The organism is Achromobacter sp. LC458, assembly GCF_001005835.2.
GTDB lineage: Bacteria > Pseudomonadota > Gammaproteobacteria > Burkholderiales > Burkholderiaceae_B > Achromobacter > Achromobacter spanius_B.
The window spans coordinates 1-24,013 of sequence record NZ_LBHW02000064.1; the positions used below are offsets into that span (position 1 = coordinate 1).

Here is a 24,013-nt window from a genome sequence, read left to right on the forward strand (position 1 = left end):
CCGTTCCCCAAAAGCAAAACGACCGCACGGTGCGGTCGTTTTGATTTGCTTTGTGACGGGGACTGCCGAGCGGCTCACGGTGAGCGGCTCACGGCGAGCGGCTAGCTGCTAACGGTTAGCCCCTGACGGCACATCACTTGTCCAGCGCGGACAAGCGCGATTCCATCTGTTGTACCTGTGCGGCAAGCTGGTCCACGCGGGCGCGCGTACGCGCCAGCAAATCGGCTTGTACGTCGAATTCTTCGCGCGTGACCAGGTCCAGCTTCGAGAACGCCTGCGTCATCATGGCGCGCACATTGCGCTCCACATCCGCAGCCGGGCTGCGGGCAATCAGGTCAGAAATATTTTTCTGGATGTCTTCCATCCACTGGGTGCGATTATTCATAGCGGCCTCTCTGGTTCTTGATGCCTCAAGTGTAGTGCCTTGCCGAGCTGACGCAGCCACGCCTCGCCAGCGCGTGCCAAAAAAAAGGGCGGGCCGCATGCGGTGACCGCCCATCAAAGCACAGGAGAAAACCGGGCTGCCATGGCGGCAACCCCCTACCAACATCGTTACAGGCAACCCATCTGGCTTGCCGATTGCGCATATAAATCCGACAACTGCTTGCATTGCGCCGCTAGCTGCGTCGTGCCAGCAACGGCAGCCCACTGCGATTTGGCTGCCTGAAGTTGCTTGCTGCTTACTGCTTGACGCTTGCCTGGGCCGGAGCTGTCTTGATTCTTCTTCACCCGTCCCCCGGCAACAAGCCGACGCCTGTAATCCCTGGTATCAAGGGAATCCTCCATTTGGCGGATTGAATGGCCGCCCGTTTACCGAACACGGCGACCTTGAAACCCGGGTCACCGTTGCGCCGCAACGCTCCGCGGCCGGTTCATACCGACCGGGCAGACCGGGCACCGAAGAAAACGGCAATACAAACCGCAACGGCCACGGCATCAACTGGCTACAAATGCCGCTGTTGAAACATATTTCGTTGCATGCACCCAATGGCGCGCATCACGCACCATATTGAGGCCGCTCCGTGGTGCATAACGCCCCATATTGGTGCGTACAGGCACAACATGCGCGCGTGCAGCCCGCATTCCACGCGCCAGGAAACATGGCATGGATATTGCTTGATAGTCGGAGCCAACGTGCAACCATGAGAGGAAATGCCATGAAACTCATCATCGCCATCATCAAGCCCTTCAAGCTCGACGAAGTGCGGGTGGCTCTATCCGGGATCGGCGTCCAGGGCCTGACTGTTACCGAAGTAAAGGGTTTTGGCCGTCAAAAGGGCCATACCGAGCTGTATCGCGGCGCGGAATACGCCGTGGACTTTCTGCCCAAGCTGCGTGTCGAAGCCGCCGTGCCCGATCACCTTGTGGACCAGGTCATCGAGGCGATCGAGCAAGCCGCTCGTACCGGCAAGATCGGTGACGGCAAGATCTTTGCCGCCCCGCTGGAACAGGTGATCCGTATCCGCACAGGTGAAGCTGGCGAAGCTGCGCTGTAAATAAATAAAGAAAGACTCATTGGAGCCTGAAAATGGATAAAGCAGATATCTCCTGGTTGCTCGTCTCTACCCTGCTCGTATTGATGATGGCCGTACCCGGTCTGGCGATGTTCTATGGCGGCCTGGTACGCAGCAAGAACGTGCTGTCTGTGTTGCTGCAAGTGTTGTGCACGTTCGTGTTGGGCCTGGTTCTCTGGTTCATCTACGGTTATTCGCTTGCCTTCACCGAAGGCAATGCATTCTTCGGCGGCCTGTCGCGCGCCTTCTTCTCTGGCATGTTCACACCGGCTGACGGCAAGTACGCCATGTCGAACACCCTGACCGAGCTGCTGTTCGCCTCGTTCCAGGCCACGTTCGCCGGCATCACTTGCGCGCTGATCGTGGGCAGCTTTGCCGAGCGCGCCCGCTTTTCGGCCGTGCTGGTGTTCACGGTGATCTGGTTCACGTTTGCCTACGTGCCGATCGCCCACATGGTGTGGTTCGCGTCCGAAACGGCGCCTGGCCTGCTGAACGCCAAGGGCGCACTGGACTTTGCCGGCGGGACGGTGGTGCACATCAACGCCGGTGTGGCCGGCCTGGTGGGTGCTTATGTGGTGGGTAAGCGCGTGGGCTACGGCCGCGAAGCGATGCAACCGCACAACCTGCCGATGACCTTCGTGGGCGCCGCCCTGCTGTGGGTGGGCTGGTTCGGCTTCAACGCGGGTTCGGCACTGGCCGCCAACGAGAACGCCACGCTGGCCTTCTTCAACACCATGATCGCGACTGCCGGTGCCGTTCTGGCCTGGTTGTTCACGGAATGGGCCGTCAAGGGCAAGCCGTCGATGCTGGGCGCTGCGTCCGGCGCGATCGCAGGTCTGGTGGGCATCACGCCGGCAGCCGGCCTGGTCGGCCCGGTGGGCGCACTGATCATCGGCGTAATCGCCGGCATCGTCTGCGTCTGGGGTGTGAATGGCCTGAAGCGTTTGCTGCGTGCCGATGACGCGCTGGATGTGTTCGGCGTGCACGGTGTGGGCGGTATCGTCGGCGCCTTGCTGACCGGCGTGTTCAATGCCCAGGTCCTCGGTGGCCCCGGTCTGGCCGAACCCGGCATGATCGCCCACCAACTGTGGGTGCAGCTGGAAGGCGTGCTGCTGACCATCGTCTGGTCCGGTGTGGTGGCGTGGATTGCCTACAAGATCGCCAACGCCCTGTGCGGCCTGCGTGTACCGGAAGATCAGGAACGCGAAGGTCTGGACGTCACCAGCCACGGCGAATCGGCTTATCACAGCTAAAGCGGTTTGCAAGCCTGCGGCTTGACTGCCGCAGGGCTTGCCAGAAACGGCGTCGGGGGCTGCCCCCGACGCCGTTTTTCATTGGTGACCCCGGATGCAAAGGCAAAGAAAAACGCCCCGTTCAGGGGCGTTCAACGTCTGGAAGGTTCGGAATGGCCAATACAGGCCAATACAGGCAAATTCCGGCAAATTCCGCCCGCCCGGCCGATTCAGGCCGGGTCCAGCGCGTCCAGGTCGACAGGCAAAGCGCGGTTGAGCGCGGTGGCCACTTTGATCCGCAAGGCGTTCGAATGCGCGCGCCGCACCTCGCGCTTGACGTCCAGCAACTGCTGCGGGTGCATGGAAAATTCCGTCAGGCCCAGGCCCAGCAACAGGCGTGTCATGCGTGAATCGCCCGCCATTTCGCCGCACACCGCCACCGGCTTGCCGGCGCGCTCGCCCGCGTTGATGGTGTTGGCCACCAGGCGCAGCACGGCGGGATGCAGCGGGTCGTACAGCGCGGCAACATCATGGTCGCCGCGGTCAATGGCCAACGTGTACTGGATCAGGTCGTTGGTGCCGATAGACAGGAAATCCAGCGCCTGCGCGAAGGGCTCGATGGCGATTGCGATGGCGGGCACTTCCACCATTGCCCCCACTTCCATGTGCGGCGCATACGCCTGCCCACGCGCATCGAGCTCGCGGCGCGCCGCCTCGATGGCAGCCTTGGTGGCCACCACTTCGTGCATGTGCGCAATCATCGGGATCAGCAATCGAACCGGGCCGTGCGCCGATGCCCGCAAGATGGCGCGCAGCTGCGTGGCGAACATTTCCGGACGCGCCAGGCAGTAGCGGATTGCGCGCTGGCCCAGCGCGGGATTGGTAGCCACGGTGGCTTCGCCGTCCAGCGTCTTGTCCGACCCGATGTCCAGCGTGCGGATCGTGACGGGCCTGCCGGCCATGACCTTGACCACTGATGAATAGGCTTCGTATTGCTCTTCTTCGCCGGGCAGGTCCGGCCGGCCCATGAACAGGAATTCGCTGCGGAACAGGCCGATGCCGTGCGCGCCGGACGCCAGCGCCAGCGCGGCCTCTTCCGGCAGTTCGATATTGGCGTGCAGGACGATGTCGATGCCATCCAGCGTCACGGAAGGCTCGTCGCGCAATAGGCCCAGCTCTGCGCGTTCATCGGCGTACACGGCCTGGCGGCGGCGGTATTCCTGAAGAATGCGGTCAGACGGATTGACCACCACCGCGCCGGCCGCGCCGTCGATGATGAGCATATCGCCATCGCGTACCAGCTCGCGTACGTTGCCCATGGCAACCACGGCCGGCACGCCCATGCTGCGCGCCACGATGGCGGTATGGGACGTGGGGCCGCCCAGATCAGTCACGAAAGCGGCGAAGCGGCCGCCGCGCAAGCGCAGCATGTCCGCCGGAGAAATGTCGTGAGCCACGACCACCAGCGCATCGTCGCCGCCCATGTGGGACATGTCGGGCAGGATGGCGGACGTGCCGGCAAGCACATGCAGCACGCGCTCGATGACCTGGCGTACGTCGGCCCCACGCTCGCGCAGGTACTCGTCTTCCATGGCGTCGAACTGCTGGCCCAGCATCTGGCCTTGCGTGGTCAGCGCCCATTCGGCGTTGTAGTGACGTTCGGCGATCAGGCCCAGCGTTTGCTCGGCCAGCAAGGGGTCACCCAAGAGCAGGCTGTGCACGTTGAGCATGGCGCCCAGCTCGCGCGGCGCGTCGGCGGGCAAGGTGTCGGCCAATAGCCGAAGCTCTTGTTGCGCCGATGCCAGGGCCTCGGTCAGGCGGCTGCTTTCGGCGGGCACATCCTCGGGTGATATCCGGTAGTGCGCCACTTCCAGCGCCGCGGCGCCCATGACGACCGCGCGGCCGATGGCATATCCCTTGGCAACGCCTTTGCCATAAAGACAAACGACGGGGCTGGCGCGGCCAGCCCCGTCGTGGGCAATGTTCAGGGTCGTAGACGGGCCGGCCTCGGCAACGCCAGGGCCGGCGGATTCAGGGGGTGTTCTATTCCTGCTCACCGAATTTGCTGTCGAACAGAGTTTCGATTTCGGAAAGGGCTTGATCGGCGTCATTGCCGGAAGCCTCCAGTTTGACCGTCACGCCAAGCCCGGCCGCCAGCATCATGACGCCCATGATGCTCTTGGCGTTCACGCGTTGCGCGCCACGCGAGATGAAGATCTCGCTGGAGAACTTGCTGGCCAGTTGCGTCAGCTTGGCGGCGGCCCGCGCATGCAAACCCAATTTATTGCTGATGACGATGTCTTTAGTAGGCATAGGAAATATTATGACCGCGGATTAACGCCGCAGTGTTGATCGCAGCAAAGAGGCAAACCGTCAACCGCATTTCGACCGGAAATACCAGCCGACATAATAGGGCAAATTCCTGCCCGTCAGTCTACACGCAAGACACCCTGCACGCCGCCGGCCAAGGCCTTTTCGCGCGTATCGGCAAGCGGCAGATTGCGATAGGTCAAGGCGCGCAGCAGCATGGGGGTATTCAGGCCGGCCAGGACACAGCACTGAATGCCCTGCGCCTGGGCATCGGCCACGGCGCGCTTGGAGATATTGGCGGGGGTGGCGCCGATCAGGTCCGTCAGCACCAGCACACCGGCGCCGTGATCCTGTTCAAGAATATCTTTCAGGACGGCCGGTGCCTGATCGTCGGGCCGGTCCTCGGGCAGGATGTCGTGAATGGCCAGCATGCCGTCAAGGTCGCCCATGACGTGGCTGGCGCATTCGCGCATCGCCGCGCCCAAAGGCGCGTGCACGACGATAACAATACCCGTGGTCATGACGGATTCCAGAAAGATCAGGCTGCCGGGGCAGTATTCGCCACGGCCTTTTCAAGCGCCTGGACGAACATGCCCGCGACATCGAAGCCAGTCTGTTCGGCAATCTCGACGAAACAGGTGGGGCTGGTGACGTTGACTTCGGTGACGTAATCGCCAATGACGTCCAAGCCGACCAGCAGCAGGCCGCGAGCGGCAAGCTTGGGGGCGACGGCTTCGGCGATTTCGCGATCGCGCGGGGACAATTCCTGCGCCACGCCACGGCCGCCGGCGGCCAGGTTGCCGCGCGTTTCACCGGCCAGCGGAATGCGCGCCAGCGAATACGGCACCGGCTCACCGCCGATGAGCAGGATGCGCTTGTCACCCTTGACGATGTCAGGGATGTAGCGCTGAGCCATGATGGTGCGCGCGCCGTTGTCGGTCAGCGTTTCCAGGATGGCGTTCAGGTTGGGGTCTTTGGGTTGCAGGCGGAACACGCCCGTGCCACCCATGCCGTCAAGCGGTTTGACGATCACGTCGTGGTGCGTATCGTGAAACGCCTTCAGGCGAGCCATGTTGCGCGTCACCAGCGTCGGGGCGGTGAACTCGCTGATTTCGGTGATGGCCAGCTTTTCGGGATGGTTGCGAATGGCCGCGCCGCTGTTGAACACGCGGGCGCCCTGCGCTTCGGCGTATTCGAGCAGATGCGTCGAATACACGTATTCCATGTCGAAAGGAGGGTCTTTGCGCATCACGACGGCGCCAAAATCGGCCAGCGGCAGATCTTTTGCGGGGGACTCGGTCCACCAGTCGTGGCCGTGCAAGTCGGCATCCGCGACCAGCGCGATCGGCGTGGTAACGGCCTTGACCGTGCCGGCCTCGATGTAGAGATCGCCCTGCATGGCCACGCTAAGCGTGTGGCCGCGCGCCACGAGGGCACGCATCATGGCAACCGAACTGTCCTTGTACGCCTTGAGAAGCGGCAAGGGATCCAAAACGAACAAAACATGCATCGCGACACCCTGAACGTACGCCGCCTTCCCTGGCGGGAAGGCGGCTTTATGACATCGTAGCGCAGAGCCGCCCAATAAGCGAACCCGCCGGTCACGTGACGGACGGCGGGTCGGATGGGAAGCGGCCAAGCCTTCTTGCAAAGGCTATGGCTGGAACTTACGCGGCAGATTCAGGCTTGCCCGCAGCGGGCACGGCCTTCTTCTTGGGCGCCAGCACCATGACCATCTGACGGCCTTCGAGCTTCGGCATGGCTTCGACCTGGGCAAGTTCCAGCAGATCGTCACGCACACGTTCAAGCACACGCATACCCAGTTCCTGGTGAGCCATTTCGCGGCCACGGAAGCGCAGGGTCACCTTGGCCTTGTCGCCCTCTTCGAGGAAGCGGCGCAGGTTGCGCAGCTTGACTTGGTAGTCGCCCTCGTCGGTGGCCGGACGGAATTTGACTTCCTTGACCTGGATGACCTTCTGCTTGGAACGAGCTTCAGCTTGGCGCTTCTGCTCTTGGTACTTGAACTTACCGTAGTCCATCAAACGGCAGACCGGCGGCTCGGCGTTCGGCGCGATTTCCACCAGATCCACGTCGCTTTGCTCGGAAAGACGGAACGCGTCGGCGATCTTGACGATGCCCAGCTGTTCTCCGTCCAGACCTATCAGGCGCACCTCGGGGACGCGGATTTCACCGTTGATGCGATTGGCTTTTTCAGTGGCGATGTTGAAAGCTCCTAGAAATGTTAAGCAGCACTGCTATCAGGTTGATTGACGTCGCGACGGGCAGAAACATCCTCGGACAATCGCGCGACGAATTCGTCGTATGCGATGGCGCCAAGGTCCAATCCACCCAGACCGCGGACGGCTACGGTGCCGTTTTGTTTTTCCTTGTCGCCGACGACAAGAATGTACGGCACCTTTTGCAGGCTGTGCTCCCGGATTTTACGAGTGATTTTTTCACCACGCAAATCGGACTCTACTCTAAAGCCTTGTTTTTTCAGGCTTTGTGTTATTTCAGCCGCATAATCGGCCGAAGGTTCAGAAATGCAGCATACAACGGCTTGCACCGGGGCCAGCCAGGGCGGCATCGCGCCGGCATGGTTTTCGATCAGCATGCCGATGAAACGCTCGAGCGAACCCAGGATGGCACGGTGCAGCATGACCGGCGGACGACGCTGGTCGTTTTGGTCGACATACTCGGCGCCAAGGCGCACGGGCATGGAGAAGTCGACCTGAATGGTACCGCATTGCCAGTGGCGCCCGATGGCGTCTTTCAGGGTGTATTCCACCTTGGGACCGTAAAACGCGCCTTCCCCCGGGGAAATCTCGAATTCGCAACCCGTGCGGCGCAGGCTTTCCATCAACGCCTGCTCGGCCGTATCCCAGACTTCGTCAGAGCCGATGCGCTTTTCAGGACGCGTGGCGACCTTGTACAGCACTTCGGTAAAGCCGAAATCGCGATAGACCTTCTGTAGCAGGGCCGTGAAGTCGGCGCATTCGTCTTGCAGCTGATCTTCGGTACAGAAGATGTGGCCGTCATCCTGCGTGAACCCGCGCACGCGCATCATGCCGTGCAGCGAACCCGAGGGTTCGTTGCGGTGGCACTGGCCGAATTCGCCATAGCGCAGCGGCAGTTCGCGATAGGAATGCAGGCCGGCGTTGAAGATCTGCACGTGGCCCGGGCAGTTCATCGGCTTCAGGCCATAGACGCGGTTCTCGGACTCGGTCGTGAACATGTTTTCACGATAGTTGTCCCAGTGGCCCGTCTTCTTCCACAGCGAAATATCAAGGATCTGCGGCGCCTTGACTTCCTGGTAGCCGTTGTTGTTGTAGACGGCGCGCATGTATTGCTCGACCTGCTGCCACAACGCCCAGCCCTTCGGATGCCAGAAAATCAGGCCCGGCGCTTCATCCTGGAAGTGGAACAGGTCAAGTTCGCGGCCAATCTTGCGGTGATCGCGGCGCTCGGCCTCTTCCAGCATGTGCAGGTAGGCTTCCTGTTCTTCCTTGGTGGCCCAGGCCGTGCCATAGATGCGCTGAAGCATCTCGTTCTTGCTGTCGCCGCGCCAATAGGCCCCGGCCACCTTCATCAGCTTGAACACCTTCAGCTTGCCGGTGGACGGCACGTGGGGGCCGCGGCACAGGTCGATGAAATCGCCTTCGCGATACAGGCTCAGGGGCTCGTTGGACGGGATCGACGCGATGATCTCGGCCTTGTACTTTTCGCCGATACCCTTGAAGAATTCAACGGCATCATCGCGCGACCATTCTTCACGCGTCACGACCTCGTCTTTCTTGGCGAGCTCGGCCATCTTCTTTTCGATGGCGACCAGGTCTTCGGGCGTGAACGGGCGCTTGTACGAGAAGTCGTAGTAGAAGCCGTTGTCGATCACGGGACCGATGGTGACCTGAGCGTCCGGAAACAGCTCCTTCACGGCATAGGCCAGCAAGTGGGCCGTCGAGTGCCGGATCAGATCCAGGCCATCGGCGTCCTTGGCGGTCACGATTGCCAGGCGCGCATCGCCTTCGATGCGATAGCTTGTGTCGACCAGCTTGGACGACTCGCCTTCAAACGTCACGCGGCCGCCCAAGGCGGCCTTGGCCAGGCCCGTACCGATCGACTGAGCCACTTCGGCGACCGTGACCGGCCCCGGATATTGGCGTTGCGAACCATCGGGCAATGTGATCTGTACCATCGGGAGTGCTTCCTGGGGTTCTTGGAACGAGAAAAAAAATCAATGAACGAAAACGAAAAACGCGGCCTGATAGCCGCGTTTTCTGGTTGTCTTGCTGAGTCTTACCGCTGACCTGACACGGTGAAACCCGACGCACGAAAAACTAACGCGACATAGGGCGAAAGTTCCGGGTCGTAGTTCGTGCCAGCAGGAAAAGCATGATTCTGAGCCTGTTCAAACGCGCCAGGACGGCGCGTTGCAAGGTTGCGCGATCGATACCAACCAAGACCGGGCCGGGGGCACCCCAGCAACCAACGGATCGACCGAAATTAATGTGTCGATTGTAGCACCCTTTGCGCCTTTTCCGGGCGCCAGTCAAGCGAATATGCCCAGTCTTGCGGCTGATTGAATGCTCGTTCCAGGGTGCAAAGGTCCGATATTCGGGTGATTCCCGTCCGGACAGGCTTTCGAAAACGTAACCTTCCATCGCAAATTTATGACCAGGCGCGGAGCGTGCTCCGGACTTCAACTCTGGCCGAGAAAAGCGCGACGCGGTTCGCGCTACCGGCTTGTGGAGCATCGATGAAAGCTGTCCCAATACGTGTGACCAAAGCAGCCTCTATTTCCAACCCGCCACGCTGCGGCGAAGGCGTGCGCTCAAGCGGACGCAGGCATATGCTGCTGTCGCGGCTGCCGTCGGTTATCAAGGTGGCGATACTGGACGATCACCCCGTCGTCGCCCTAGGCGTGGGGGCATATCTTGAAAGCCGCCCCGGCTTCCGGGTGCTGCACCGAGAGACATCGGCGCGCGAAATGCTTGAGAAGCTGCGTCATACGCCCTGTGACGTAGCGCTGGTGGATTTTTATCTGCCCCAGGAACCCTGGGACGGCGTCAATTTTCTGCGGCGGCTGCGGCGGCACTACCCTGCCCTGGCGCTCATCACGTTTTCGGCGGGCAACCGGCAGGAAACGCAATACGCCGCGTATCGCGCCGGCGCCAACGGCTATTTGGCCAAGCAATGGGGAATGGTGTTGCTGCCCGAAATCATTCGCGCCGTACTCAACAACAAGAAGACCTTTCTGTCCGTGCAGGACGGCAAGGTTCGCCCCGTGCTGCCCGACCACCCCCACGCGATGCTGACCACATCTGAAATCGAGATCCTGCGCCATATCAGCCAGGGCCTGTCCGTCACGCAGATTGCCGCGCGCCTGTCGCGCAGCAAAAAGACGATCAGCACCCATAAGCGGCGGGCGATGCAAAAGCTGCAACTGGCCGACGATCTATCGCTGGCTCTATACCTGCGCGAGAAATTCGCGGAATGAAGCCGCCCCGCGCACGCGCCGCGTCAGATGATGCGGGAATAGCTGGCGCCGCTGCCGGCGCTGCCCAGGTAGCCGTCAAACGCCATGGCGACCGCGCGCACGAAGTACCAGCCCAGCCCGGTAACCTCTACTTCGCCCGCGCGCAGATTGACCAGGCCCAATTCGGCCAGGTTCGCCATTTGCAGCAGTTCGCGGCTGAAGTAGTCGCCAAAGCGCAGGCCGTGGCGCGCCTCGACGGCGGCAAAGTCCACGCGGCCCTGGCACATGATGTCCATGATGACTTCCCGCCGCACCAGGTCGTCGCTGGACAGGCTGAGCCCGCGTTCCACCGCGAAATGGCCGGATTCGACCGCGCCGTAATAGGCGTCCAGCACTTTTGCGTTCTGGCTGTACGTGTTGCCGATGCGGCCGATGGCGGATACGCCCAGGGCGACCAGATCGCGGTCGGGCTGGGTGCTATAGCCCTGGAAATTCCGGTGCAGCTGACCACGCTGCTTGGCGATGGCCAACGCGTCGGTGTTCAGCGCGAAATGGTCCATGCCGATGTACGTGTAGCCCTGCTGCAGAAAGCCGTCGATGGCCGCGCCAAGCAAGCTCACCCGGGTCTCGCGATTGGGCAGGTCCGCTTCATGGATGCGGCGTTGGGGCTTGAAGCGCTCGGGCAGGTGCGCGTAGGCGTACAGCGCAATGCGGTCGGGTCGCAACGCCACCACCTGTTTGATCGTGCGAGCGAACGATTCCGTGGTCTGCAACGGCAGCCCGTAGATCAGGTCCATGTTGACCGAGTCGTAGCCCAGGGCGCGCGCGCTTTGCATCAGCGCCCGCACGTCGTCAAAAGACTGCACCCGATGCACCGCCTTTTGCACCTGCTCGTCAAAATCCTGCACGCCGAAGCTCAGGCGGTTAAAGCCCAACTGCCGAAGGTGCGCCAGGCGCTGGGGCGTGGCCGTGCGAGGATCGACTTCGATGGAAATTTCGGCATCGTTCTCGAACCGGAATGCCGACCTCAGGTCCTGCATCAAACGGGTCAGCTCCGCATCGGACAGAAACGTAGGCGTTCCGCCACCAAAGTGCAGTTGCGACACCGGCACGCCCGGGCCAAGCTCTTTCACGTGCAAGGCGATCTCTTGCGCCAGCGCTTCCAGGTAGCGCACCGCACGGTCGTGATGACGCGTGACCACCTTGTTGCACGCGCAGTAATAGCAGACCGAATCGCAGAACGGGATGTGCACATATAGCGACAGCGGCTCGGTCGCGGCGTTGGCGCGACGCTGCCGCAGCGCGCTGCGATAGTCCTGCTCGCCGAAATTGCCGTGATAGCGGTCGGCGGTGGGATACGAGGTGTAGCGTGGTCCGTTCTTGTCCAGCCTCGCCAACAATCGAGGGGGAAAGAACGGTTCGGCGGCGGCAGGCGCGGGCGATGAAACGACGGGGCTTAGGGCGGCTTGCATAGCCTGGATTATTCGCCCTTGCGGGTCACCGCAACTTGATCTGGCGCAAACCCGGCGGCGTCTTGGGCGGGCGCCGGGTCACGCCCGTAAAATGCGGCTTTTACGTTGCACAACAAGGACGCCTCATGGGCACTGAACTGGACGGCCGCCTGTTGGCCATGCGCCAGGCGGTGGCAATTGCCATCGCCCTATCCACCCGCAGCAGCCCGCAAGCTACCGACATGGCGCTGGAACTGCTTAACGACCTGAAGGCCGGCATGGACAACGCCCCGTCCGACAGCCCCTTTGAAAAGCCCGAATGGGTAGAGGGCGCCCAGGACGAACTGGACGGCATCGCGCGCCTGGTCCGCGCGTTCACGAACGAGCCCTGAACCGGGCATGCAAGCAAGCGGCGCTGGCGCAACGCCAACGCCCGCTTCAGGCCAGACATTAACGTCGCCTAACTGGCCTGACCACCGGATAGGAAGACGTAGATCCCTCTGATCGTTTTCCCTGAAAACGTAAATTTCCCCTTCTATTTCAAAGGCGGCGTGCCTATATTGGTGGCCTGACCACCAGGCCATGACAACCCCACGCCACGATGAGCACCTTTCAGGCCGTCGCCGCCACCCGCTTGTATCGCATGATTGCCGACCAGATCGCTGGCCGCATCCGGGCGGGTGACTTCCTGCGCGGCGCGCGCCTGCCTTCCGAGCGCGAGCTGGCCGAACAACTGCAAGTGAGTCGGGCCTCGATCCGCGAAGCACTCATTGCGCTGGAAATCGAAGGCTACGTCGAAGTTCGCGTCGGCACCGGCGTGTTCGTCACGACCTCTCCGGACGGCGCCGCGTTTCCCGCAACGGCCGCCATGGGCGCGCCCGCCTTGGCCGCACAGGACGACATCGGGCCATTCGACCTTCTTGAAGCCCGCATGCTGATCGAACCGGAATGCGCGGCGCTGGCCGCGCACCAGGCCACGCCCGCACAGATTGCCGGCATCCGCGATGCCCATGCCGCCATGTCGCTGACCGACTCGCCCGGCCGCCATGACCGCGCGTTCCACAGCGCCATCGGCGCGGCCTGCGGCAACGCGGCGCTGGCGTCGGCCGTGGCGCACCTGTGGAATCTAAGCCAGTCCAGTTCGCTGTATAGCCGCATGCAGGACTATTTCGTCACGACGCAAGCGTGGGTCGCCGCCCATGCCGAGCATCAACGCATCCTGAACGCCATCACGGCGCGAGACCCGATTCGCGCGCGCCACGCCATGCACACGCACCTGCTTGGCATCCTGGCGCGCCTGCGCGAAGACTTCGATCCCCTTACCGATCATCGAGGCAACCCATGACTACGTCTTCCCTGTCCATCAACGGCCAACGCCTGTGGCAGTCGCTGATGGACCTTGCGCGCATCGGCGCCACGCCAAAAGGCGGCAACTGTCGATTGGCGCTGACCGCGCTGGACGGCCAGGGCCGCGACCTTGTCACCGGCTGGATGCGCGATGCCGGCATGACGGTGCGGGTGGACCAGGTGGGCAACATCTTTGCGCGCCGCGCCGGCCGCAATAACGACCTGCCGCCCGTCATGACCGGCAGCCACATCGATACCCAACCCACGGGCGGCAAGTTCGACGGCTGCTACGGCGTGCTGGCCGGCCTGGAAGTCATGCGCACATTGAACGACGCCGGCGTCCAGACGGAAGCGCCGCTGGAAGTGGCGATCTGGACCAACGAGGAAGGCTCGCGCTTTGTGCCCGTGATGATGGGGTCCGGCGTATTCGCCGGCAAGTTCCCATTGGAAACCGCGCTGTCGGCCCGCGACGCGCAAGGCATCTCGGTCCGCGATGAGCTGGCCGCGATCGGATACGCGGGCACCGACCCGGTAGGCGGGCGCCCGGTGGACGCCTACTTCGAGGCCCATATCGAACAGGGCCCGATTCTTGAACACGAGGAAAAGACCATCGGCGTCGTGACCGGGTCGCTGGGCCTGCGCTGGTACGACATCACGGTGACCGGCATGGAAATGCACGCGGGCCCCACACCGATGGCGATTCGCCGCGACGCGCTCTTTGCCGCCAGTTTTCTGGTGCAGACCGTCATCAACATCGCCAATGCGCACCAGCCGCACGGGCGTGGCACCGTGGGCGAGATCCACGCGCACCCGGGATCGCGCAACGTCATCCCCGGCCAGGTGCGCTTTACCGCCGACCTGCGCCACGAAGACGAAGCCACGTTGACGCGCATGGACCAGCAATGGCGCCGGGCTTGCGATGACATCGCCGTGGCCCATGGCGTGCAGGTGGACTTGAAAGACGTGCAGTATTTCCGCCCCACGCCCTTTGATACCGACCTGGTGGACAAGGTCCGGCAAGGCGCCGCCAGTCGCGGCCTGCCGGCGATGAACATCGTGACGGGCGCGGGGCACGACGCCGTCTACATGGCCGCGGTGGCGCCCACCGCCATGATCTTCGTGCCCTGCAAAGACGGCATCAGCCACAACGAAATTGAGGACGCGCAACCCGAGCATCTGGAAGCCGGCTGCAACGTCCTGCTTGACGCCATGGTGGCGCGGGCCAACGCCGCAAGATAGCGGCAACTGTTTCCTCGCGGATCGCCGCGCGGCCGATGCCGACGTCACCACGTCTTTCGGCACGCCGCGCGTGCACCGCCGATTTCGCCGCATTGGTGCGCGGCCTGCCTTACCCAGCACCTGTACGAAGCATGGCGGTAGCGGCTTTACCTGTAGTACCCCTGATAAACCCAGGTGGCACAAGGTTTGCTTGTCAAAGCACGGCATCCGCCGCGCAGCGGCGGTCACCTGTCAGTCCCTTTCCAGCCCGGAGGCTCGCAGTGAAATCGAAGAAATGGTTCTCCCTAAGCATCGGCGCATTGGTCCTTGCGGCCGCGCTACCCGCCACGCAAGCCTTGGCGCAGACCAAAGGCGGCACGCTGAACATGATCGTGCAGCCCGAGCCGCCCGTGATCGTCACGGCCATCAACCAGCAAGGCCCCACGCAATTTGTCGCGGGCAAGATCTACGAAAGCCTGCTGACCTATTCCACCGACCTGAAGCCGCAGCCCGGCCTGGCCAAATCGTGGGAAGCGGCGGCCGACGGGCTGACCTACACGTTCCACCTGCAAGACAACGTCAAGTGGCATGACGGCAAGCCGTTCACCTCGGAAGACGTGGTGTTCTCGCTTTCCGAGATGCTGCCCAAGACGCATGCGCGCGCCCGCGTCATCTTGAACAAGTTTGTCGATTCGGTGACCGCCCCGGACGCGAAAACGGTGGTGATCAAGCTGAAGACGCCCTTCCCCGCTTTCATGCTGATGTTCGAACCTGGCTTTGCGCCCATGATGCCCAAGCATCTGTACGCCGGCACGGACTTCATGACCAACCCGGCCAACCAGAAGCCCGTGGGCACCGGCCCGTTCATGTTCAAGGAATGGAAGCGCGGCGAATACATCAAGCTGACGCGCAACCCCGATTATTGGAAGCCGGGCAAGCCGTATCTGGATGAACTGGTGTTCAACGTGATTCCCGACGCGGCCTCGCGCGCGGTCGCGTTCGAACGCGGCAGCGTGGACGTGCTGCGTGGCGGTGACGTGGACAACGTCGACATCAAGCGCCTGCGCGCCCTGCCCAAGGTGGAATACACCACTGCCGGCTGGGAAATGTTCTCGCCGCAGGCTTACCTGATCTTCAACATGCGCAAGCCCCCGTTCGACAACCTGAAAGTGCGTCAGGCCATCATGGCCGCGATGAACCGCAACATGGTGGTCAACAATATTTTCTTCGGCCTGGGCAAAGTGTCGACCAGCCCCTTCGTGACGACCGAGATGTTCTACGACAAGAACATGCCGGCGATGCCGTTCGACATGAAGAAGGCTCGCGCGCTGATCAAGGAATCGGGCATCAAGCCCGAGGACTACACGATTCGCCAACTGAGCTTTCCGTATGGTTCCACGTGGGATCGCCTGGGCGAATACACCAAGCAGGCGCTGGAACAACTGGGCTTCAAGGTCAATGTGGAATCCACCGACGCGGGCGGCTGGGCCAGCCGCACGGGCAATTGGGACTTCGACCTGACCACCACGTTCACCTACCAGTACGGCGACCCCGCGCTGGGCGTGCAGCGGCTGTATATCTCGTCGAACATCGTCAAGGGTTCGCCGTTTGCCAACGTGCAGGGCTACAGCAACCCCGAGACCGACAAGCAATGGGAAGCCGCCGCCTCCGAGGTTGATCCGGCCAAGCGCCAGGAAATCTACACCAAGCTGCAAACCACGCTCGTCAATGACGTGGCCAACGGCTACCTGGTGGATATGGAATTCCCGACCCTGTACCGCGCCAACGTGAAGAACCTGGTCAAGACCGCGATCGGGTTGAACGAATCGTTCGACGACGTCTACATCGAAAAGTAAACGCAGCAAGACGCCGCCGCAAAGCCCTTGCGGCGGCGGATCCCGGCAGCGCATGGGCACGCCACTGGCCGCCCGCGTTCAGCCCGAGAGGACATCCCAAGCATGAAATTCCTTTCCTTTTTCGTGTCCCGCGTCGGCAAGGCCCTGGTGGTCGTGCTGGGCGTGGTCATCATCAATTTCTTTCTGATCCGGCTGGCGCCCGGCGACCCGGCTGCCGTGCTGGCGGGCCAGGCCGGCGCGGGCGATGCCGCCTATGTCGACCAGCTGCGCGTGGCTTTCGGCCTGGACAAACCCATCCTGACGCAACTGATGCTGTACCTGAAGGGCGTGGTCCAGCTGGACCTGGGCTTCTCGTACCGCAACCACGTCCCCGTGCTGGACTTGATCGTCGAGCGCCTGCCCGCCACGTTCCTGCTGATGTCCTGCGCCTTTTTGTTTTCCATCGTGCTGGGTGTCTTCCTGGGCGTGGTCGCGGCCAAGGCGCGTTACCGCAACAAGCGCCGCTGGATCGACAGTTCGGTGATGACCGGCGCGCTGCTGCTGTACGCCACGCCGCTGTTCTGGCTGTCGCTGATGGGCATTTTGCTGTTCTCCGTCGTGCTGGGCTGGCTGCCCGCATTCGGCATGGAAACCGTGGGCTCCGGCCTGACCGGCTGGGCGCGCGCCTCGGACATCGCCCAACACCTGATCCTGCCCACCGTCACCCTGGGTTGCTTCTTCATGGCCGTGTACGTGCGGCTGACGCGGGCGTCGATGCTGGAAGTGATCGGCATGGACTTCGTGAAAACGGCGCGCGCCAAGGGCGTGAGCCCCAGCCGCGTGATCCGCGTGCACGTGCTGCGCAACGCACTGCTGCCCGTCATAACGTTCGCCGGCATTCAACTGGGCCAGATGGCGGGCGGCGCGGTGCTGACCGAAACCGTGTTTGCCTGGCCGGGCATCGGGCGCCTGATGTTCGACGCCCTGCTTCAGCGCGACTATCAGCTGCTGCTGGGCATCTTCCTGGTCACCTCCATCATGGTGGTGGTGTTCAACCTGCTGACCGATGTGTTGTACCGCCTGATTGATCCGCGTATCGCCGCGGGCGCGCAGCAAGGAGCCGCCGCATGAGAGCTTTTGCCCGACGTTATATGCGCAACTATGGCGCGGTGGCCGGTCTTGCCATCATGCTGGTCGTCGTCATTGTGGCGCTGGCCGCGCCGCTGCTGTATCAAGAATCCCCCTGGATGATGGTGGCCGACCCGCTGATTCCGCCGTTCACCAACGCCGACTTCCCGTTCGGCACCGACATGCTGGGCCGCGACATCACCGCCGGCCTGGTGTGGGGCGCGCGGGTGTCCCTGATGGTGGGCCTGCTGTCGACGGCGGTGGCGCTGCTGTTCGGCATCCTGGTCGGCTCGGTGGCCGGCTACTGCGGTGGCCGCGTGGACGACGCGCTGATGCGCTTCACCGAGTTCTTCCAGACCATTCCGCAGCTGGCCATGGCCGTGGTGCTGGTCGCCATCCTGAGCCCATCGGTCTATTCCATCATGGGTGCAATCGCCGTCGTGTCCTGGCCGCCCGCTGCGCGGCTGGTGCGCTCTGAATTCATGACGCTCAAGCAGCGCGAATTCGTCCAGGCGGCCATCGTCATTGGCCAGACGCCGGCGCGCATCGTCAGCACGCAGATCCTGCCCAACGCCATGTCGCCCATCATCGTATCCGCCTCGTTCATGGTGGCCACCGCCATCCTGACAGAATCGTCCTTGTCCTTCCTGGGCCTGGGCGACCGCAACCTGATGAGCTGGGGCTTCATGATCGGCGCGGCGCGCACGATGATCCGCGAAGCGTGGTGGATGAGTGTGTGGCCCGGCGTGGCCATCCTGTTGACGGTACTGGCCATCAACCTGATCGGCGAAGGCTTGAACGACGCCCTGAACCCCCAACTGCGCAAGCGCGGCGAATAGGAGGCCAACATGACGACCGAAGCCACGCCCTTGCTGTCCATCCAGAACCTGAGTATCGCGCTGCCTCGCGGCGGCGACCGACCCTTTGCCGTGCAAGACGTTTCCTACGACATCCGCGCCGGCGAAATCCTGTGCATCGTGGGGGAATCCGGATCGGGCAAGTCCATGAGCGCCAACGCCATCATGGGCCTGCTGCCGGACTACCTGACGCCGCAGCAGGGCCGCATTCTCTTTCGCGGCAAAGACCTGCTGCAGCAGGACGAAGCCACGTTGCAAGCCATGCGCGGCAAAGACATGGCGATGATTTTCCAGGAACCCCTGTCGGCGCTGAACCCGCTGATGACCGTGGGGGAGCAGATCAGCGAAGTCATGCGCGTACACGATGCCTACCCGGGCGCCGAGCGTATGAAGCGCACGCTTGAATTGCTGGATTTTGTGGGCTTGCCGGACCCGGCAACGCTGTATCACGTGTATCCGTTCCGGCTGTCGGGCGGCCAGCGCCAACGCGTGATGATCGCCATGGCGCTGGCGCTGGAGCCAGCCCTGCTGATCGCCGACGAACCCACCACGGCGCTGGACGTCACCACGCAAGCGCAGATCCTGGCGCTGATTGCGCGCATCCAGAAAGAGAAAGGCATGGGCGTGATGTTTGTCACGCACGATTTCGGCGTGGTGGCCGAAATTGCCCACCGTGTCGCCGTCATGGAAAAAGGCGTGTTGGTGGAGCAAGGCCCCGCCGAAGACGTACTGAACCGTCCGCGCCACCCGTACACCCAACGACTGATCGCGGCGGTGCCGCATCGGCGTGGCGAGGAACGCGTGGCCACCGCCAATGACGCGCCCGTGCTGGAAGTGAAAGACCTGAAGAAGACGTACGTCATCGGCCACGGCTGGCTCGGCGGCAAACGCGAGGTGCATGCCGTTGACGGCGTCAGCTTCAGCGTACGACGTGGCGAAACACTGGGCATCGTCGGCGAATCCGGGTCGGGCAAATCGACGATCGGCAAATGCCTGCTGAAGCTGGTGGGCATCAACGGCGGGCAACTGATCTTCAATGGCCAGGATATCGCCGCGATGTCGGAATCGCGTTTCCGCCCGCTGCGCCACGATATCCAGATGATCTTCCAGGACCCTTTTGCCTCGCTCAACCCGCGCCACACCGTGGGCCGCATCATCAGCGATGGCCCCGTGGCCAACGGCGTGCCGCGCGCCAAGGCCGAGGCGCGCGTGCGCGAACTGCTGTCGCTGGTGGGGCTGGACCCGTCCGCCTTTGATCGCTACCCCAACCAGTTCTCGGGTGGGCAACGCCAGCGCATCGGCATCGCGCGGGCGCTGGCGCTGGAACCCAAGGTGCTGGTGGCCGACGAATCCGTGTCGGCGCTGGACGTCTCGGTGCAGGCGCAGGTGCTGCAACTGCTGCACGACTTGCAACAGCGCTTGCAGATTGCGCTGGTATTCATCACCCACGATTTGCGGGTTGCGGCGCAGATCTGCAATTCCGTGCTGGTAATGCACCGTGGCAAGGTCGTGGAATACGGATCGCCTACCCAGATTTTCGACAAGCCGCAACATGCCTACACGCGCCAGTTGATTGCCGCCGTGCCCGGTCAGCACTGGGACCCCACGCAAGCGACAATGGCCTGATCGCCCCCGACACCCACACCCACACCGACACCACGACGCATGACAACTTCAGGAGCATCCCCCGTGCAACGCCCCGCCGCCATTCCCACTGTGCAGATCGACAACGACCGCGTCACCGTCACCGAATGGCGCTTTCCGCCCGGCGGTGAAACCGGCTGGCATCGCCACGGCATGAACTACGTCGTGGTCCCGCAAACCACTGGCCCGCTGTTGCTGGAAACGCCCGACGGCGAGGTCACCAGCCAACTCACCACCGGCATCGCCTACTATCGACCGGTTGGCGTTGAGCACAACGTCATCAACCCCAACGACACCGAATTCGTTTTTGTCGAAATCGAAATCAAACAGGCTTGACGCGTCAGCGAGGACCACCATGAAGGCGTTTTTCTCGGAAGAACAATTGCTGCACACCCCGCAGCAGTTCATGCGCTTGGGGCGGATCAGCGCGCCTACCGACCTGCCGTCCCGAGCGGAAAGCCTGCAAGGCGCTTTGACAGCGCGCGGCATCCAGGTCCAGGCGCCTTCGGACTACGGCCGCAAACCGCTGGAAAGCATCCACAGCGCCGACTACCTGAACTTCCTGGAAACCGCCTACACGCGCTGGCAATCGTTGAAGGCGCCCGGCGTGGACCCGGGCCCGGAAGTGTTGCCCAACCTATCGCCTTACTACAACGGCCGCGTGGAGCAGGCGGGGCGCGGGCCCTGCCCGTCTCCGTCCATCGTGGCGCAAGCGGGGTACTACCTAAGCGACCTGTCTTGCCCCATCGGGCCGCAGACCTGGCGTTCGGCGCTGCGCTCCACGCACAGCGCGGTCGCGGCCGCCGATCACGTTGCCGGCACATCGGGCATGGCGTACGCGCTGTGCCGGCCGTCAGGCCACCACGCACACCGGGATCGCGCCGGTGGCTTCTGCTATCTGAACAGCAGCGCGGCGGCGGCCAGCCGCCTGCTACAGACCTGGTCCAAAGTGGCGGTGCTGGATGTGGACGCCCACCATGGCGACGGCACGCAGAACATCTTCTACCAGCGCGCGGACGTCATGACGGTGTCGCTGCACGCCGACCCCGGCGCCTACTACCCCTTCTACACCGGTTACGCCGACGAACGTGGCCATGGCGCGGGCGAAGGCTGCAACCTGAACCTGCCGCTGGCGCACGGTTCAGGCAACGACCCGTTCCTGGCCGCGCTGGACACCGCGCTGACGGCGCTGTCTGGTTACGCCCCGCAAGCGCTGGTGCTGGCGTTGGGCTTTGACACCTACAAGGACGACCCCATCAGCGTGCTGAAGCTGGACATCGACGCGTACCGCGACATTGGCGCGCGCGTGGCCAGCTTGCGCCTGCCCACCGTCGTCGTGCAGGAAGGCGGCTACATGGTGCAGGCGATCGGGCCCGCGCTGGACGCATTCCTGCAAGGCCTGGGCCACGCCGGCGCCTGACGCGCGGCAAGCACCATGGCCTCTGTTCCCGCCGCCGTCCTCCCTGCCCCTGCCGCCTCGCGCAATGCGGGCATCCTGTTGTTCTTCGCCGCGCTGGTGGCCTTTGCCACGTTCGACGCGGGGTCCAAGTACATGCTGGAACGCTACCCCGCGCCGTTCTTGAATGTGATGCGGTATCTGGCGGTGATTGTTCTGGCCATCACCATGCTATGGCGTCACGGTAGCGGGATGCGCCTGCGCGATGCCCCCGAAAAGCCGCTGTTGATCCTGCGCGGCGTCACGCTGGCCACCGTGGCCACGTGCTTCATGACCGCGCTGATCTGGATGCCTTTGTCGGAAGCCACCGCCATCTACTTCACGTCGCCGCTCATCATGGTGGCGTTGTCGCCTTGGCTGCTGGGCGAGCGCGTGCGCCCCGTGCAATGGCTGGCGGTGGCCGTCGGCTTTGCCGGCATGCTGCTGATTGTGCGGCCCGGCGGCGACTTGCCGCTGTTGGGCACGCTGTTGATGGCGGTGTCGGCAATCTGCTACGCGATCTTCCAGGTGCTCACGCGCAAGCTGTCGGGCAAGGTGCCCGGGCCGGTGCAGTATGCGTATACGGCAATCATCTGCCTGATCGTCACGGCGCTGCCGGCGCCCTTCTTTCTGCCCGACCCCTGGCCCACGCCTGCCGACGCCGCGATCATCATCGCGCTGGGCGCATGCAGCGGGTTGGCGCAGGTGTTGCTGATTGCCGCATTCCAACGGGTATCGGCAGCGACCCTGGCGCCGTTGAATTATTTTCAACTGCTGCTGGCCGTGCTGTTCAGCACCTTCTGGTTCCAACGCCCGCCCGACAGTTTGGCGCTGGCGGGCATGGCCTTGATCATGGCGTCGGGTGTTTTCCTGGCCATGCGTCGTGCAAGCTAAGTCCGCCGCTCAGCTGGTTTCGCGCTGCACCAGCGTGAAACCCAGGTCCACGTGCCGCTGGGCGATAGGCTCACCCGCCAGATGCTGCATCAGCAAGCCGGCTGCGGACACCCCGATCTGGTAACGCGGCGTGGCAATTGTGGACAACGGTGGGGTCGTCCAGGCCGTGCCGGCCAGGTCATGAAAGCCGACCAGGGCCATCTGCTCGGGTACGCGCACGCCCAGCCTGCCGCACTGAAACACGGCGCCTTGCGCCAAGTCATCGTTGCAGAAAAAGACCGCGTCGCAATCCGGATGCTGCTGGCGCAAGGATTCCAGCAAGGACGCCCCCAGACTGATCGACGACTTCTCCGGCGTCATGATTTCAAGCGTGGCGTCGTAGCAACCCGCATCACGCAGCGCCTGCCGCGCCCCTTCGCAGCGGCGCAAGGAACGCGGGTCCAACTGCGCGCCGATGATGCCGATGCGTCGACGGCCGCGTTCCACCAAATGGCGGCAGGCGGCATAGCCGGAGTCAAATTGCGAAAAGCCGACGCTCATGTCCTCGGCGCCCGCCAATGTTTCGATGGTGTGCACCGTGGCCATGCGCTGCGTGCGCAGCAAGGCCCATGTGCCGGGGTTGTGGTCGATACCGGTCAGGATCAACCCGTCCGGCGAATGCTGTAGATACTTGCGCAGCAAGGCTTCCTCGGCATCCGGCGAATACCCCGTCACCCCGATCAGCATGTGATAGCCATGCTGGTCCAACACTTCCTTGATGCCGGAAATGATGTCCACGAACACCACGTTGCTGAGCGACGGGATCAGCACAACGATGGTCTGCGAGCGCGCCGAAGCCAGCGCGCTGGCGGCATGGTTGGGCACGTACCCCAGCTCCTGGCAGACGCGCGCGATGCGCAGGCGCAGCGCCTCGGCCACTTTGTCCGGTGTGCGCAACGCGCGCGACACGGTGATGGCGCTGACGCCGGCGCGGCGCGCCACCTCTTGCATGGTGACGCGGCCAGCGTGCGAACTGCGGGGTTTACGGATGGACATTGGCCTTCGTGGTCGGGTGGGAAGCGCGTAGTCTGACTCAAAAAACAGGGGCTTGCCAAAAGCGAAATGTTAGCGCTAACATCCGCCAAAGCATAAGCGAAAAAAGCCCAGAAAAACCGGGCAGGAGACAAACATGCAAGCCTTCCCTTCCGGGCAGCGCGGCGGTTCGCCGCTGGCCCGTGCCGCCGATTGGTGTTTTGCGTTGCAGACCTGGCTGATGGTCGCCTGTCTGGTCGTCATGGTCGTGCTGCTGTTCGGCAACGTGGCGCTGCGCTATCTGTTCAATTCCGGCATCAACGCGTCCGACGAGGTATCCCGCCTGGCGTTTGTGTGGCTGATCTTCCTGGGCGCCGTCATTGCATTGCGCGACCACCAGCACATCGGCGTCACCATGCTGGTTGAACGCTTCGGCCCCGCCGCGCGTCGTGTCTCGCACATCTTCTGCCAGTTGTTGGTGTTGTGGGTGCTGTGGCTGATGGCACGCGGCAGCTGGGTGCAGACCGTGATCGGCATGGACACGGTGCTGCCCGTCACCGGCATGCGCCTGGCGGTGTTCAACACGGCGGCGCTGTACGCGTCCGTGGCCATGGGCCTGTTGACCGTCATCGACATCATCCGTGTGCTGGCCGGCGGCCCC

23 protein-coding genes are annotated in these 24,013 nt (G+C 63.1%); 14 read left to right on the forward strand and 9 right to left on the reverse strand.

From position 1 onward, the window contains the following. Window positions 1-133: 133 nt before the first annotated feature. Complete coding sequence (locus tag YH64_RS28545) at window positions 134-385, reverse strand: accessory factor UbiK family protein (RefSeq protein WP_006218738.1); 252 nt, start codon at window positions 383-385, stop codon at window positions 134-136. Window positions 386-1,157: 772 nt separating this feature from the next. Here YH64_RS28545 and YH64_RS28550 point away from each other — a divergent pair. Together YH64_RS28550 and amt are read left to right on the forward strand one after the other, a co-directional pair. Beyond that, window positions 1,158-1,496 (forward strand): P-II family nitrogen regulator, encoded by a 339-nt coding sequence (locus YH64_RS28550; RefSeq protein WP_006218735.1) that lies wholly within the window; start codon window positions 1,158-1,160, stop codon window positions 1,494-1,496. Window positions 1,497-1,528: 32 nt separating this feature from the next. Beyond that, complete coding sequence (gene amt, locus YH64_RS28555; RefSeq protein ID WP_046807729.1) at window positions 1,529-2,767, forward strand: ammonium transporter; 1,239 nt, start codon at window positions 1,529-1,531, stop codon at window positions 2,765-2,767. A 209-nt stretch (window positions 2,768-2,976) separates the two neighbouring features. Here the strand turns inward: amt and ptsP are convergent, their stop codons facing one another. The 6 genes from ptsP to thrS form a co-directional block, all read right to left on the reverse strand. Next, window positions 2,977-4,728, reverse strand: coding sequence for a phosphoenolpyruvate--protein phosphotransferase (gene ptsP, locus YH64_RS28560; RefSeq protein WP_082134689.1), 1,752 nt, complete (start codon window positions 4,726-4,728; stop codon window positions 2,977-2,979). Window positions 4,729-4,789: 61 nt separating this feature from the next. After that, window positions 4,790-5,059 carry an HPr family phosphocarrier protein gene (locus YH64_RS28565; protein ID WP_046807727.1) on the reverse strand — a complete coding sequence of 90 codons (270 nt, stop codon included), beginning with the start codon at window positions 5,057-5,059 and terminating at the stop codon, window positions 4,790-4,792. 116 nt (window positions 5,060-5,175) lie between these two features. Further along, on the reverse strand, window positions 5,176-5,577 hold the full coding sequence (locus tag YH64_RS28570) for a PTS sugar transporter subunit IIA (protein ID WP_046807726.1): 402 nt from the start codon (window positions 5,575-5,577) through the stop codon (window positions 5,176-5,178). Between the two features lie 17 nt (window positions 5,578-5,594). After that, entirely contained in the window at window positions 5,595-6,566 is a 972-nt protein-coding gene (gene gshB / locus YH64_RS28575; protein ID WP_046807725.1) for a glutathione synthase, read from the reverse strand. Window positions 6,567-6,723: 157 nt separating this feature from the next. Next, complete coding sequence (gene infC / locus YH64_RS28580; RefSeq protein ID WP_081451529.1) at window positions 6,724-7,278, reverse strand: translation initiation factor IF-3; 555 nt, start codon at window positions 7,276-7,278, stop codon at window positions 6,724-6,726. 20 nt (window positions 7,279-7,298) lie between these two features. Next, entirely contained in the window at window positions 7,299-9,251 is a 1,953-nt protein-coding gene (gene thrS, locus YH64_RS28585; protein WP_046807724.1) for a threonine--tRNA ligase, read from the reverse strand. A 561-nt stretch (window positions 9,252-9,812) separates the two neighbouring features. On the opposite strand from thrS, the gene YH64_RS28590 reads away from it, so the two are divergent. Continuing rightward, a complete protein-coding gene (locus YH64_RS28590) occupies window positions 9,813-10,553 on the forward strand; it encodes a response regulator transcription factor (protein WP_052946146.1) in 741 nt (246 codons plus the stop codon). A gap of 23 nt (window positions 10,554-10,576) precedes the next feature. Here YH64_RS28590 and hemN read toward each other — a convergent pair whose 3' ends face one another. Then, window positions 10,577-12,004 (reverse strand): oxygen-independent coproporphyrinogen III oxidase, encoded by a 1,428-nt coding sequence (gene hemN, locus YH64_RS28595; RefSeq protein WP_046807723.1) that lies wholly within the window; start codon window positions 12,002-12,004, stop codon window positions 10,577-10,579. Window positions 12,005-12,129: 125 nt separating this feature from the next. Between hemN and YH64_RS28600 the strand changes: the two genes are divergently transcribed. The 10 genes from YH64_RS28600 (at window position 12,130) to YH64_RS28645 (ending at window position 22,341) form a co-directional block, all read left to right on the forward strand. After that, window positions 12,130-12,375 (forward strand): hypothetical protein, encoded by a 246-nt coding sequence (locus tag YH64_RS28600; protein ID WP_046807731.1) that lies wholly within the window; start codon window positions 12,130-12,132, stop codon window positions 12,373-12,375. Between the two features lie 209 nt (window positions 12,376-12,584). Then, entirely contained in the window at window positions 12,585-13,328 is a 744-nt protein-coding gene (locus YH64_RS28605) for a FadR/GntR family transcriptional regulator (RefSeq protein ID WP_046807722.1), read from the forward strand. Then, window positions 13,325-14,569, forward strand: coding sequence for a Zn-dependent hydrolase (locus tag YH64_RS28610; protein WP_046807721.1), 1,245 nt, complete (start codon window positions 13,325-13,327; stop codon window positions 14,567-14,569). Before YH64_RS28605 ends, YH64_RS28610 begins: the two co-directional genes overlap by 4 nt. 260 nt (window positions 14,570-14,829) lie before the next feature. After that, the gene (locus tag YH64_RS28615) at window positions 14,830-16,404 is read left to right on the forward strand and encodes an ABC transporter substrate-binding protein (RefSeq protein ID WP_046807720.1); all 1,575 of its coding nucleotides are present in this window, start codon (window positions 14,830-14,832) and stop codon (window positions 16,402-16,404) included. Between the two features lie 102 nt (window positions 16,405-16,506). Continuing rightward, window positions 16,507-17,514, forward strand: a complete 1,008-nt coding sequence (locus tag YH64_RS28620; RefSeq protein ID WP_046807719.1) for an ABC transporter permease — start codon at window positions 16,507-16,509, stop codon at window positions 17,512-17,514. Continuing rightward, window positions 17,511-18,350 (forward strand): ABC transporter permease, encoded by an 840-nt coding sequence (locus YH64_RS28625; RefSeq protein ID WP_046807718.1) that lies wholly within the window; start codon window positions 17,511-17,513, stop codon window positions 18,348-18,350. The genes YH64_RS28620 and YH64_RS28625 overlap by 4 nt, the downstream gene beginning before the upstream one ends. A 9-nt stretch (window positions 18,351-18,359) precedes the next feature. After that, entirely contained in the window at window positions 18,360-19,994 is a 1,635-nt protein-coding gene (locus tag YH64_RS28630) for an ABC transporter ATP-binding protein (protein WP_046807717.1), read from the forward strand. Between the two features lie 63 nt (window positions 19,995-20,057). Then, on the forward strand, window positions 20,058-20,348 hold the full coding sequence (locus YH64_RS28635) for a cupin domain-containing protein (protein WP_046807716.1): 291 nt from the start codon (window positions 20,058-20,060) through the stop codon (window positions 20,346-20,348). A 19-nt stretch (window positions 20,349-20,367) separates the two neighbouring features. Beyond that, the gene (locus YH64_RS28640) at window positions 20,368-21,432 is read left to right on the forward strand and encodes a histone deacetylase family protein (RefSeq protein WP_046807715.1); all 1,065 of its coding nucleotides are present in this window, start codon (window positions 20,368-20,370) and stop codon (window positions 21,430-21,432) included. 15 nt (window positions 21,433-21,447) lie between these two features. Next, on the forward strand, window positions 21,448-22,341 hold the full coding sequence (locus YH64_RS28645) for a DMT family transporter (RefSeq protein ID WP_046807714.1): 894 nt from the start codon (window positions 21,448-21,450) through the stop codon (window positions 22,339-22,341). Window positions 22,342-22,350: 9 nt separating this feature from the next. Here the strand turns inward: YH64_RS28645 and YH64_RS28650 are convergent, their stop codons facing one another. Then, window positions 22,351-23,376, reverse strand: a complete 1,026-nt coding sequence (locus YH64_RS28650; RefSeq protein WP_046807713.1) for a LacI family DNA-binding transcriptional regulator — start codon at window positions 23,374-23,376, stop codon at window positions 22,351-22,353. Window positions 23,377-23,509: 133 nt separating this feature from the next. On the opposite strand from YH64_RS28650, the gene YH64_RS28655 reads away from it, so the two are divergent. After that, the coding region (locus YH64_RS28655) for a TRAP transporter small permease (RefSeq protein WP_143215591.1) at window positions 23,510-24,013 on the forward strand (504 nt) is incomplete at its 3' end.